This is a genomic window from Flavobacterium sp. GL_143, from assembly GCF_057834355.1.
On record NZ_CM174401.1, the window covers coordinates 4612764 to 4626795 of the forward strand.

The 14032-nt window shown below is 31.5% G+C and carries 10 protein-coding genes; 5 read left to right on the forward strand and 5 right to left on the reverse strand.

What is annotated here, in order from left to right; translation table 11 throughout:
* Positions 1-269: 269 nt before the first annotated feature.
* From AC3IPI_RS19355 to AC3IPI_RS19370, 4 genes are all read right to left on the reverse strand, one after another.
* Positions 270-1346, reverse strand: a complete 1077-nt coding sequence (locus AC3IPI_RS19355; protein WP_489155026.1) for a serine hydrolase domain-containing protein — start codon at positions 1344-1346, stop codon at positions 270-272.
* Positions 1347-1744: 398 nt separating this feature from the next.
* Complete coding sequence (locus AC3IPI_RS19360) at positions 1745-4156, reverse strand: ABC transporter permease (protein WP_489155028.1); 2412 nt, start codon at positions 4154-4156, stop codon at positions 1745-1747.
* A gap of 1 nt (position 4157) precedes the next feature.
* Positions 4158-6581, reverse strand: a complete 2424-nt coding sequence (locus AC3IPI_RS19365; protein WP_489155030.1) for an ABC transporter permease — start codon at positions 6579-6581, stop codon at positions 4158-4160.
* 3 nt (positions 6582-6584) lie between these two features.
* Positions 6585-7298 (reverse strand): ABC transporter ATP-binding protein, encoded by a 714-nt coding sequence (locus AC3IPI_RS19370; RefSeq protein WP_489155032.1) that lies wholly within the window; start codon positions 7296-7298, stop codon positions 6585-6587.
* Positions 7299-7578: 280 nt separating this feature from the next.
* On the opposite strand from AC3IPI_RS19370, the gene AC3IPI_RS19375 reads away from it, so the two are divergent.
* Both AC3IPI_RS19375 and AC3IPI_RS19380 read left to right on the forward strand, forming a co-directional pair.
* Positions 7579-8925: a sigma-54-dependent transcriptional regulator gene (locus tag AC3IPI_RS19375; protein WP_489155034.1), complete on the forward strand. Its 1347-nt coding sequence runs from the start codon at positions 7579-7581 to the stop codon at positions 8923-8925.
* 233 nt (positions 8926-9158) lie between these two features.
* Complete coding sequence (locus AC3IPI_RS19380; RefSeq protein WP_489155036.1) at positions 9159-10535, forward strand: sensor histidine kinase; 1377 nt, start codon at positions 9159-9161, stop codon at positions 10533-10535.
* A gap of 428 nt (positions 10536-10963) precedes the next feature.
* Here AC3IPI_RS19380 and AC3IPI_RS19385 read toward each other — a convergent pair whose 3' ends face one another.
* On the reverse strand, positions 10964-11392 hold the full coding sequence (locus tag AC3IPI_RS19385) for a PepSY-like domain-containing protein (protein ID WP_489155038.1): 429 nt from the start codon (positions 11390-11392) through the stop codon (positions 10964-10966).
* A 109-nt stretch (positions 11393-11501) separates the two neighbouring features.
* Here AC3IPI_RS19385 and AC3IPI_RS19390 point away from each other — a divergent pair, with 109 nt between their 5' ends.
* From AC3IPI_RS19390 to AC3IPI_RS19400, 3 genes are all read left to right on the forward strand, one after another.
* Positions 11502-11942 (forward strand): MarR family winged helix-turn-helix transcriptional regulator, encoded by a 441-nt coding sequence (locus tag AC3IPI_RS19390; protein WP_086893844.1) that lies wholly within the window; start codon positions 11502-11504, stop codon positions 11940-11942.
* A gap of 2 nt (positions 11943-11944) precedes the next feature.
* Positions 11945-13276 carry a S41 family peptidase gene (locus AC3IPI_RS19395; RefSeq protein ID WP_489155040.1) on the forward strand — a complete coding sequence of 444 codons (1332 nt, stop codon included), beginning with the start codon at positions 11945-11947 and terminating at the stop codon, positions 13274-13276.
* A 252-nt stretch (positions 13277-13528) separates the two neighbouring features.
* A complete protein-coding gene (locus tag AC3IPI_RS19400) occupies positions 13529-13978 on the forward strand; it encodes a GNAT family N-acetyltransferase (protein ID WP_489155042.1) in 450 nt (149 codons plus the stop codon).
* Positions 13979-14032: the final 54 nt, after the last annotated feature.

Sequence of the window (14032 nt, forward strand, 5' to 3'; positions counted from 1 at the left end):
TTATTTATAAAAAATCCGTCTTTTTCCGCGTTTTCGCAATAGCGAATCCGTATCATCCGCGTCCTATTTTATGCGCAACACTGTGAAACTGTTTTATAAAATAGAGTATATACTCAATCTTGTTTTCCAAAATCTCAATAGTGTGTCACCCTCTTTATGGAATCATATTATGAAGACGCACTGCGGTGCTTCTCTACGGAAAACCTTTGCAACTCAGTATCTTTGTTACTCTGAACCTTTGCAACTTTGAATCTTTGCATCTCTGAACCTTAGTTCCTGAAAATATCATTATCTACTAGATATGCAATCTGATTAACTATATCATCTACATTAAAATCACCACCCAAACCATTTGCTAAAAAAATGATACTTAAATTATCTTTAGGAAAATTTCTATAAGCAGTTATTCGGCCGCCTGAAAAGCCGTATGATAGATGTCCATTAATTATTTGTTCATCCCATCCAAAAGTAAATTTTGTATCAGGTTTTGTATATGGAAATGCTTCCCACATTTTCTTTTTTGAGGTATCATTGATAAGTTTATTACTGCTGAATTTTTTATCCCAAGTAATAAATGCGTCCATTGTAATATTGATACCATTACAACTATTAAGATAACTTCCGTTATTAGGAAGATCTAGCTGTATTTTACCCGTAGCATAATAAAAATAAGGTGTTACTCTATTAAGGATAATATCTCTTGAATCTGTAGAGAAAAAAACACTTTTTTTAGATTCCTTTCCTTCAAACTGATTTACTGTTATAAACGTTTCAATATCTTGCTTGCTTACTATTTCAATAACTTTTTGAAGAAGCCAAAAATTAGTTTGATTATACTCAAATTTTTCTCCTTTTTTAAAATGAAGAGAATCGGCAAAAACTTTTTCTTTAGCTACACTTTCCTCTAGTTTTTCATACGCAACAATATCAGGAAGTCCAGAAGATTGTGTTATCAAATTTTTAATTTGTACAGCATTCCAAGAACTTGGGAGATCATGAATATATGTTGAAACTGAATCTTCCAGAGATAATTTACCTTGCTCAATAAGCTGAAAAACTTCAGTCGCAATAATTGGCTTTGTTAAAGAATATAGTCTAAAAATAGATTTATCAGATATAGGTATATTGTGTTCAATATTTGCCTTTCCGTAATTATTTCTATGGATTATCTTACCGTTTTTAATAACTGCAAGGGAAATACCCGGAATTCCAGAGCTTTCTTGCACTTGAGCTATGTATTGATCTATTTGAGTATTTACTATTGATTTCGAACTTTTTTGTGCTACACAAATTGTAAATGACAGCATTATTGCTGCCGAAGCAACTAATTTAATTAATCTTAGCATTAGTAATTTTTTTATTATTATTTTTAAATCAGAGCCATGTCAATAAAATGACGATTAGGACGCGGATGACACGGATTCGTTATCGCGAAAACGCGAATAAAAACGGATTTTTTTCTTATTCTTACTTTAAGAAATCAGTCCCGATGCTTCGGGATCGCGTCTTTACGAAGTAAATCCGTTAAAATCCGCGTCCTAAATTATACGCAACAAGAGTTCGTAAAGGATAAACTTAGTCGGAACTCAGTATGGCTCTTCGACTACGCTCAGAGTGACAAGACTACGAAGAAAACAATTGAGCATATATTCTATTTTATAGATTTTAAACTCAATCTTAAAAAACTTTGAACCTTTGCGCCTCTGAACCTCTGAACCTCAAAAAAACCTTTGAACCTCAAAAACTACTCATATTTTAAGTACTTCAAAATATCAATTTTAGTAACCTGATAGGCTTTTGCCAAAACAATAGTTAATGTTAAAAACAATAAAGACAAAAAGGCAACTACAAACGGAAATATCTGAATATTAATTCTAAAAGCAAAATAGTCAAGCCATTGTTGCAATAAGAAATACGCTGGAATAATCCCTATTATAAATCCTATTACACAGAAGATTACATATTGTTTAGATAATTCTTTGAGTAAAACATTCGTCTCTGCTCCTAGTGTTTTCCTGATAGCAATTTCGCGTAATCTACGTTCCATAGAAAAAGAAGCCAAAGCAAATAATCCAAATACGGCGATAAGAATAACAATTGCATTTAATAAGGAAAATAAATCTCTTTGGTTTTCATATTTTTTATAGTTTCTGGCAAAATTCTTATCTACAAAATTATATTCAAAAGGATATTCTGCATCAACTTTTGATCTCCAAAACTTATCCAGATCAGCAATTGTTTTAGCCATATCTTGCGGAGCAATTTTAAAAGAAACATTATGTAAATTTTCTTTATTAATAGCACTTGCTGTTAAGTGTACAAAAATCATCGGGCTTATTTCATTCTCAAGTCCAAAGTAATTGAAATCCTTTACAACGCCTACAACTTTATAATCTTTACCTAGCCAATTAATTACTTTATCTATTGGATTTTTTTCTTGCATTGTCTTAACAGCCGCTTCGTTTACCAAAACGTTCGAAATTGTATCTGAAGAAAACTTTTCATTTAAATCTCTCCCTTTTACAATTTTGATTCCCAACATATCCAATACTCCAAAATCGACTCCCATACGCTGAATTAAGATTCCTTTATTGTCTTTATAAGAAAAACTATCCCAGGAATTCTCGTTGCTACCAATAGAAAACAATCCTGCAGAAACAGCCTCAACACCTTTAATCTTCATTGCTTGCTGCTTGATTAGTTTGTATCTTTCAAATTGACTTTTGCCTTGCTTAGGTTTAAAAATCACATCGATAATTTGAGCCCCACTAAACCCTAAATCCTTTTCATTCATATATTTTACCTGTTGGTACACTATAAATGAACCAATAATAAAAAAAGTAGCTATAGCAAATTGTAAAACCAGCATACCATTTCGCAACCAAATTCCGCTTTTACTACGAGAAAAATTTCCTTTTAAAACTTTTAAAGGTTCAAAATTAGACACGTATATAGCAGGCAGAACTCCAGCAACTAAAATTACAATTACGAAAATAAGTATTAACTGAACATAAAATTGAGCCCCATTTAACACAAGTTCTTTGCTTAAAAACGAATTATAAAAAGGCAACGAAAGTTCTACCATTACCAATGCCAATAAAACTGAGAAAAGTGTAATTAACGCCGTTTCAAATACAAACTGTGCTATAATTTGCTTTTTTCCAGCTCCAACAATCTTCCTTACTCCTACTTCTTTGGCTCTTTTTACTGCATTGGCTGTAGCCAAATTGATATAATTTACAATAGACAGCAATAGGATAAGTACTGATAAACCCATCAATATTCGCAAGAATAACAAATTGCCATTGCCTTCTGGAAAAGGACAATTTCCCGAATATAATCTGGTATTGGGTAAGGAAAGTAAACTGGCTTTAACAGGTTCCCCATACATCTTTACATATTCCGCAACCGATACACCTTCTTCTCTTGCTGAAACTTTTAAATTATTATCTATAAAAATGGCATCCAAATCTTTTCTAATCGAAGTTGTGTCACTTTGCTTCTTGAGCTTAAGCATCAATCCATAATTATAACTCCATTTTCCTTTATCCTTTTCTAAATCTTCTTCTATCAAAGTAGTAACCAAATCTGGCATTACAGACGATTTATGATTTAAACGATATACACCACGAACCATAAATATTTTATCCAAATACCTTACTTGCTTGTCCATCGGGTTTTCGTTTCCAAATAATCGAGAAGCAGTTTCCTCTGATAAAGCAATACTATTAAGATCCTTAAGAGCCGTTTTTCCGTTACCATGAATAAATTCGTAAGGAAAAAAAGTAAAAAAATTACTTTGAGCCGTATAGATTTTATCCAGTAATTCTCGCTTCCCTTTATAGGCTACTGTTTCTTTAGTATATAGACATTGGGTATAACAATAACTATCCACCGCTGTCGACATTATTTTTAGCATTGGAGCAGTCGTCGTAGGATTTACCGACCAGATGTTACCTCCCCCGATATCATTCATAACCGAGTATACTTTGTCCTTTTCGGGATTCCACTGATCATAAGAATGTTCCTCGTTCCAATACAGAATCGCGAAAATTAATCCAGCAATTCCAATACACAATCCTAAAACATTTAAAGCCGTAAAAAGCCTGTTGGTTTTTATGTGATAAATAAATATGTTGATCCAGTTCTTTAGCATCTTATTCGTATTTAAGGTATTTTAGAACATCTATTTTGGTTGCCTGATAAGCTCTTGTAAGTACAACTAATAATGTTAATACCAGTAAGACAGTAAATCCGATTATAAAAGGATAAACAGAAATGCTAATTCTGTAAGCAAAATTATCCAACCATTTGTTGAGGAAATAATACACTGGAAATAAAGCGATTAAAAAACCTATTATACTAAAAACAACATATTGCTTACAAAGTTCTTTTAATAAAACATTTGTATCGGCACCAAGTGTTTTTCGAATAGCAATTTCCTTCATACGACGCTCAATAGAGTACGATGCGAGAGCAAATAACCCAAAAAGTGCAATTATAATAACAATGACATTCAACAAAGTGAAAAGATTCTTTTGCTTCACATAATTACTATAAGATCTTTTATATTCTTTATCTACAAAATCGTATGAAAACGGATATTCAGTATCTACTTTTTTTGTCCAAAGGTTTTCTATATCAGCTATGGTTTGCTGCATAGTTTTAGGATCGGCTGTAATATAAATATTATTCAAAAGTCCAGGAAACCAGGGTACAGTTTTAAAATGGAAAAAGGACATTGGAGGTATTGGATCTCCCGGATTTCCGATATTAAAATCTTTTACAACCCCAACAATAATAGCATCATTTCCGTTCCAGTTTAGTTTTTTACCTATCGGATTTTTTTCATTTAATAATTTTAGGGCAGTTTCATTAATTAGCATCGAAGTAATGGTGTCCTGCGCAAATTTCGGACTCAAATAGCGCCCTTTTACAATTTTTATTTTCATCATTTCCAACAGTCCAAAATCTATTGGCATATTACTACCATCAATATTTTTATCTTTATAATGATATGATATTACAGATTTTGCCCCACTCCCAAAAACAAAGCCACCTCCTGCAACTTGTTGTACTCCTTTTATATGTTGCAATTGGTTTTTAATACTGTTGTAGCGGGCAAATTGTTCTTTTTCAGTTATTGCTTCACCGTAAATATTTCTGTAAGAGATATTAAGGATTTGTTTTCCGTTAAAACCCAAATCTTTTGAGTTCATAAGCTCTATTTGCTCATACACAATATAAGATCCAATAATAAAGAAAGTAGCTACCGCAAATTGAAATATCAGCATTCCGTTTCTAAGCCAGATACCGTTTTTACTTCGCCCAAAATTTCCTTTTAAAACCTTTAGCGGTTCAAAATTAGCAACATAAATAGCCGGAAATATTCCTGCCACGACAACGGTTACAAAAAATATAACAACAAGCTGCGAGTAAAACTGTCCAGTTTGTAAAACGAGAGATTTTTCTAAAAATGCATTGTAATACGGTAAAGAAATCTCGACAATAACCAATGCTATTAAAATTGAAAACAACGAAATGATAGCGGTTTCAAAAATAAATTGTTGAATTATAGAGAGTTTCGAAGCCCCGATAATTTTGCGAACTCCAACTTCTTTAGCCCTTTTTATAGCATTTGCTGTTGCCGAATTAACATAATTTACAATAGATAACAGTAGGATTAAAACCGATAACCCAACCATAATAAGTAAAAATTGAAGATTACCTTTTGCTTCTATCAAACTACCAGTTTTTGAATGTAAGCGAATGGATGATAAGGGTTCTAAAAGGGGTTTTACTTCGCCAAATTTCTTAATAAATTCCTCAATTTTAATACCTTGATCCTTTGCATAACGAGCTGTCATATTTTCAAAATATATTTTTTGAAGATTTTGAGTCACTCGTTTTTGGTCATTCGGATTTTTTAATTTTAACAATAGAACAAATTGAAAATTACCCCATTGCTGAATGGTTTCTTTTATTCTTGCATCCATAAAATTGACCACACAAGAAGGATTATATACTGATTTTTTATCCAGCTTATAAACACCTCTTACAATCAGAACTTTTTTCTGTAAAACTACTTTTTTACCCAGAGCCGTTTCGTTTCCAAAAAGGGTAATAGCCAGGTCTTGCGATAAACAAATACTGTTTACATCTGGTAATTCAGCTTTTTGATTCCCCTCTATAAACTCATAAGGAAAATAATCAAAAAAGTTTTTTTGTGCTACGACAACCTTGTCAGATTGTACTTTTTTATTATTAAAATACAGTATCTCATTATCATAACTTCCGCTTAAATAACAGTAAGATTCTACTTCAGGACTTACAGCCTGTATCGCAGATCCTATTGGTGATGAACTCGAAGCCCAATAGGTAGTTGCATCCATTTGATTAGCGACTAAAAAGACATTTTCTTTATTAGGATTCCATTGGTCATAACTCTGTTCGTCGTTCCAATATAAAATCGCAAAAATTAAACCTGCAATTCCAATACCCAAGCCCAAAACATTCAAAGCCGTAAAAAGCTTATTATTTTTGATGTGATAAATAAATACGTTGATCCAGTTCTTTAGCATGATTTAGTTTATTGAGTTACTTACTAAAACATCTACATTTCGATTATTCTTTTTTTCCGAAAGAATAATACCGTCTTTCATTAAAATGGTTTTCTGCGAAAATGAAGCATCATAATCAGAGTGTGTAACCATTAAAATTGTAGAACCACTAGCATGAAGATCCGTTAATAATTCCATTACTTCATTACCGTTTTTACTGTCCAGATTTCCTGTGGGTTCATCGGCAAGAATAATTTTTGGGTCGTTGATTAAAGCTCTGGCAACAGCCACACGTTGTTGTTGTCCTCCCGAAAGTTGTTGCGGATAATGTTTTAAACGATGAGAAATACCTAATATAGTTGCAATATTCTCTACTTTTTTCTTTCTTTCTGATGATGGAACATTGTTGTAAATTAATGGCAATTCGATATTGTCATAAACTGATAATTCATCAATTAAATTAAAATTCTGAAAAATGAATCCAATGTTTTCTTTTCTGGCTTTCGATACAAATTTCTCTTTTAATCCAATCATTTCCTGTCCTAACAATTCATAACTTCCACCAGAAGCGCTATCTAATAATCCGATGATATTTAATAAAGTCGATTTTCCACTTCCAGATGGTCCCATGATCGATATAAAATCGCCTTCGTTTACCGTTAATGAAATTTCGCTTAAAGCTTTTGTCTCTACTTCTTCAGTTCTAAATATTTTAGAAAGCTTTTCAATTTTGATCATAATAATTTGATTTTTGATGTTTGTTTTTCTGTCTAAGAATTGTATCGCTGAAGTAAAAAACAGATCCTAAATTAAGATAATTGATAACATAATCTATAAATATCTATTTTTGTTACATTTACTAGCAATAATGATTCTCATACTTGATGATTTACTAGTCTTAAAGTGATTTTCATGCCAAAAATTAAAAATATGTAACTGGCTTATTTTTAAGTTTTTATTTAAAGCCAAATTTAAAAGTGTCCATTATTGGACACCTTTCGTCCAAAACCGAACAAGAATGAAAAAGACAAATGCCTCAATATTGATTATAGATGACCAGGAAGACATCCTTTTTGCATCAAAAGTGTACTTAAAAAAGTATTTTGAGAACATTTATACGCTCAATAATCCAAAAAATATCGTCGAATTATTGGCAAAAAACACCATCGAGGTAGTTTTGCTCGATATGAATTACAGAATAGGTTTTGAGGACGGAAAAGAAGGTTTGTATTTATTAAAAGAGATAAAAACGCTTTCGCCAAAAACAGTAGTAATCTTAATGACGGCTTTTGGTAAAGTCGAAACAGCAGTAGAAGGTTTAAAATCGGGTGCTTTTGATTATATCTTAAAACCATGGGAAAATAAAAAACTACTAGAATCTGTAAAACAAGCAGTAGATAAATCCCGTAAAGACCAAAAGAAACTTAAAGACCACGAACCCGCAGAAGATTTCTTTATTGGTAATTCAGAGATTATAAAAAAAGCATATTCATTGGCAGATAAAGTAGCAAAAACCGATGCGAATGTTTTGATTCTGGGTGAAAACGGAACTGGTAAATTTGTTTTGGCACATCATATTTACACACAATCCGAAAGAAAAAACAATCCATTTATTGCAGTCGATTTAGGTTCATTAAACTCTAATATATTCGAAAGTGAATTATTTGGCTATGCCAAAGGTGCTTTTACCGATGCCAAAATTGATACTCCCGGACGTTTTGAAATGGCTCAGAACGGAACTATTTTCTTAGACGAAATAGGAAATGTCCCGCTACATTTACAATCTAAACTCTTGCAGGTTATACAAACCAAAACCGTAACCCGATTGGGAGAAACAAAAGCAAGACCACTTAATGTACGCATCATAACAGCAACCAACTTAAATCTTAAACTAGAGGTTGAGGATAAAACCTTTAGAGAAGACTTGTATTATCGTATTAATACGATGGAGATAGTGTTACCGCCATTACGAGAACGAAACGAAGACAAAATTCCTCTGGCAGAATATCTTTTAGAAAAAATGATTGTTAAATACAGAAGAGACGAAATTACTTTTGACAAAAAAGTATTCGAACAAATCGAAAAGCACGCTTGGAAAGGTAATATCCGTGAAATGGAAAACAAAATAGAACGCGCTGTTATCCTTTGCGAAAACAATCTCATTACGGTTTCTGATTTGGATTTAAACGAAATAACAACTTATGACGAAAATCCAGATGATATTCAGCTTTCCACAGTCGAAAAAGCTACCGTCGAAAAAGCATTACTCAAGAACAATAATAATATAAGTAAAACAGCTGAAGAACTAGGATTATCAAGAGGTTCTTTATACCGACGTTTAGAGAAATATAATATTAATCCATAAGTTTTGAAATTAACCGCAAAGTATACAAAAGATTAACCGCAAAGAATAGAATCTTTTTAATCCTTTTATCCCGATAGCTATCGGGAGTGGCTAAAAATTTTACCGCAAAGGTCGCAAAGACTTACGCAAAGTTTTTAATTCGCGGAAATTTGTGCAATTTGTGGTAGAGAAATTAACCGCAAAGAACGCAAAGGTTTACGCAAAGGTCGCAAAGTTTTGAATGTGATTAATCTGTGACAAAAACCAGTTTAACGAATAATACATTACTATCTACTATGTTTAAATCATTAAAAATATACAATCTTCTTTTTCTGAGATTACTACTTATTTTATCTGGTGTAGAAATCGCTATTTACTTCTTTAAAAAGGAGTTGATTTTTACTGCTATATTTAGCTTGTTCATTGTTTTTTTCCTTGTACGCGAAATGTATTTTTATGTTCGGAATTTCGTTTTGCTTTATAATAAAACTATTGCATCGATATTGCAAAATGATTTTAGTTCAGATTTTTCTAAACATAAATTCAACAAAAATTATGATGATTTATTTACTTTATATGATACCCTAAAAAACAACCAAAAAGAACAAGTTTCAAGAGATATTATATACCGTTCTATATTAAACAATATCGAAACCGGAATTTTTATTCTGCAAAAAGATGGCGATGAATGGAACATTTTTTTGATGAATGACTATTTCTCCAAATATTTTGATGTGCCTAAAATTTCTAAATGGAAATATCTAAAGAACCATTTACCAACTTTATGCGAAGTTATCGAAGATCAGGATTTTCAGGAAATTAAAACATCACTAGAAATTCGTGTGAATCAGGAAAACGTGCAAACCTTTGTTATGCAAACTTCCAGAACAGAAATATGCGATTTGGATTATTTTATTGTCTTGCTGGATTCAATTCAAAATGTGGTAGAGAAAAAAGAGAAAGAAGCTTGGGGAAATTTAATGAAAGTGATTTCTCATGAACTTTTAAACTCCATCACTCCTATTCGTTCTATTTGCCAAAACCTACAAGATTTGGTCGATCAGGACACCATGTCGACAGAAGATCTGGAAGACATTAAAAATAGCGTGGGAACAATGCTAAGAAGAAGCGACCATTTGCAAAAATTTATCGAAGGATATCGCAAATTAGCCATGTTGCCCTCTCCTAAAAAAGAGAAGATAGAATTGCAGTATTGGGTAGAAAATAGTCTTCAGGTTATGGCTCCGTTGTTTCAAAAAAATCAAATAGAAGTTATAAATACAATCGCTTTAAATCGCAAGATAAATGTTGATTCTCAGCAAATGGAACAAGTACTGATTAATCTTCTAACAAATTGTATTTATGCTCTCGAAGATTCTTTAAACAAACAAATTATTATTTCGGCCGAAGCCAAAGAAAACCGAACTTTTATACGAATTACCGATACTGGAAAAGGCATCGAAAAAGAAATAGAAAACAAGATATTTTTGCCGTTTTTTACTACTCGCCAAGAAGGTGCAGGAATTGGATTAACCTTGTCCAAAAGTATTGTAGAAGCCCATGGAGGTTATCTCGCTCATAAAAATGAAAATGGTAAAACTACTTTTGAACTTTGTTTGGTTGAGGATTAATTATCTTTAAAACTTTTTTATTAGTAAACGAACACTAAATCATTAGTACTATAAATCGTAAGGTAAAAATACCTGTATATGTAACTATATATGATAAAGTTCCTGAATAAAATCAAACTAATACCTTTACAACGGATCGCAAGTACAAATAACATATTATAAACATTGCCAACGGTTTCAACCGTTGGAACGAAATGTATTATCACAATCTTAATCGAACATTAGTAAAGAAATAAAGTTAATTTCTTTAAATAACTTTCAAAACTATGTCGAGTTACTCACGAAGATTCCTCTTTCATCGGAATGACAAGATTGAGAGATACAATGGAAAAGCTAACTGCAAAGTGTACAAAGATTTACACACAAACTAATTAATCTTTGAACCTTTGTAACTTAGAACCTTAGAATCTTAGCACCTTAAAAAAACTCTATTTCCCTTTTATAATTTTCCCATCCTTAGTAAATTCCAAATCGATTTTGTTTGTTAAATCCACATCAACATCTTTATGTCCGTAATCGATATGAGTAATTTTTTCGTTTGGATAATTCTTGGCAACATACTCTTTAATTGATGCAGCAATAAACTCGGTAGGAATTGGTTTGTCTCCTCCATCTACTTCACGATAAGAACCATCTTTCCAGAATTCTATCTCGGTACCATCTTTAAGTATTACCTCATACCCTTTTTCGCCATGTTCAGCATCTTTTTTGACAATCTCTACTGTTGAATGGCTAAAATATTTTTGCAGAAATTCCTGTGATGCTTTCGGTAATTCAGTAATTGTAATTCTCTTTTGTGCACTAGCCGATAATACAGAACCTAGTATTAATGCGGCAAAAATCATTTTACTTTTCATAATTCACTCATTTACAAAATCATAACTAATTTAATAAAAATAATAACCAATATTGAAATAAATAATTATATTTGATATATCAAATACTTTCAAATCTAAATAAGTAAACATGAAGCAGAAAACTCCAACTGGAACTGTACTTTATACAATAGAACAGACAATTAAAGAATACAGGAAAATTTGCCAAAAAAACATCCAAAAGATTGTAGATGATATTACAGTTGATCAATGTTTGGTATTAATTATCTTAAACGATAACGCAACAATTTCTCAAATAGAAATGGCCAAATTAATCTTTAAGGATAATGCTTCGGTAACCCGAATAATAGAATTAATGGTTAAAAAAGATTATCTAACGAGGGAAACAAATGAATTAGATAAAAGAAAATCCAAACTTGTAATAACCGAAAAAGGACAAAAAACTATTGTTCTATTAACTCCTGTTTTTAAGCTAAATCGCAATACTGCTCTAGACGGTTTATCTGCTGATGAAATTGAATTCCTTGATAAAATTCTACATAAAATAATTTCAAACTGTAAAACTTCCTAAAAATGAAACACATTGTAACTTTAGCATTGCTACTATTCTCCGTTTGCACGTTTTCTCAAAAAAATCCGACTGCAAAAGAAGAAATTAATCTTACTGAATTAAATAAAAAACAAATAATCGATTCGTTAACCAAACAACTCGAAGAATTCTATATCAGACCAAACGCTATTGGTGAGATAAAGAAAAAGCTGAATGAGAATTATAAGCAAGGGTTGTATAAAAATATTTCAAATCCAAATGAATTTGCCTCTAAACTCTCTACAAATCTAATAGATATTAGCAAAGATTTACATTTTAGAGTAATGTTTGATCCACAATGGGCAGAAAGTAAGCTAAAAGACACTGATAAAGAAACATTTAAAAAAATTAAAGCGGAAGAATTAGCTGAAGCTAAAAAGAAGAACTTTGGGTTTCAGCAAGCGCGAATTCTGGAAGGAAATATTGGCTATTTAGAATTTAATTATTTTGAAGATCCTGCAATAGGAAGCGAAACTGCAGCTGCAATGATGCAAATTTTAGGCAATACAGATGCTCTAATTATAGATTTGCGTAAAAATAATGGAGGAGCAATGGAGATGGGACAATTTATTAGTAGTTATCTGTACTCTAACAAAGAATTACCTCTTTATAAATACTATTATTACGAGAAAGGCAGAAAAAAATTGGAGCGAGAAATGTGGTTATTACCATCTGTTCCTGGTAAACGTCTGGATGATATTGATGTTTATATTTTAACAAGCGGAGCTACTTTTTCTGCAGCAGAATGGATGAGTTATTCGCTCCAAAATTTAAAACGTGTTACAATTATAGGCGAAAAAACAGCTGGTGGCGCCCACCCTATTGATCGCAAAGTTTTGGCTCATGGTTTTTCTGTAAATATCCCTTTTGGAGAAGTAAAAGATCCTATTACAAATACGGATTTTGAGGGCAAAGGTGTTATGCCAGATGTTTTATGCAAAAGTGAAGAGGCTGTAAATACATCGCATTTGATAGCCTTACAAAAACTATCTTCTAAAAATAAAGATTCTTTAAACAACCTTGATTGGTTTATTCCTATCATAAAGAACAGACAAAAACCAGTACATGTAGATAGTGCAATTTTAAAATCATATCAAGGTAAATACGGGAAAGCCGAAATAGTATTTGAAGATAATAGCTTATATTACAAATGGAATAATATAGTTACTTTATTACTTACTCCTCTAGAATCAGATTTATTTTTGATTGATGGTATAGATGATTTTCGTATCAAAATTATTTCTGAAAATAAATCTGTAACAGGAATCAGAAGAGTTTTTCAGGATGGAAAGGAAAGAGTTTACAAAAAAGATTAAAACTACAATTTAATAAAAATTAAAGCCTCTAAAATCAGTGATTTTGGAGGCTTTTACATAATATAGAGTTAGCACTAAATAACGTATTAATCTTAAAAAATTAGCTTTATATTAGCGCTTAATAAATCATATTGAGCGAACCCATTAGATAATACTTAAAAACGGATTTATTTCATAGTATCTAAACTTATCAATCCTGAGGTTCGAAAAATAGCTAAATAACACCTTCAATACTAAAATAGAAAACCAAAAATGAAAATAACTGAACACTCTTTTGGAGATTTTTTTATTACGACTGATAAAGCTAAATTAGACATTGTTGCCATTCATGATTTTTTATCAAAACATTCAGGTTGGAGTGACAATATTCCTTTTGATAACGTAAAAACTTCTATAGACAATTCGCTAAACTTTGGACTATTTTATAAAGACAAACAAATAGGTTTTGCAAGAGTAATTTCAGATTTTTCGACTATTGCCTATTTAGGCGATATTTATGTTTTAGATGATTATCGAGGACAAGGGCTTTCTAAAAAACTAATGAAAGTTGTAATGGGACACCCAAATTTACAAGGCTTAAGACGTTGGATTTTATTGACTTCTACAGCCGATTGGCTTTATGAAAAATACGGTTTTACAAAATTGCCAAAACCCGAAGTATATATGGAACTATTTAATCCTAATGTGTATAAAAAAGATTAAAAATAATTACAATAAATATTAGCAACAGCAAATGAATCTTAGAATAAAAAATTG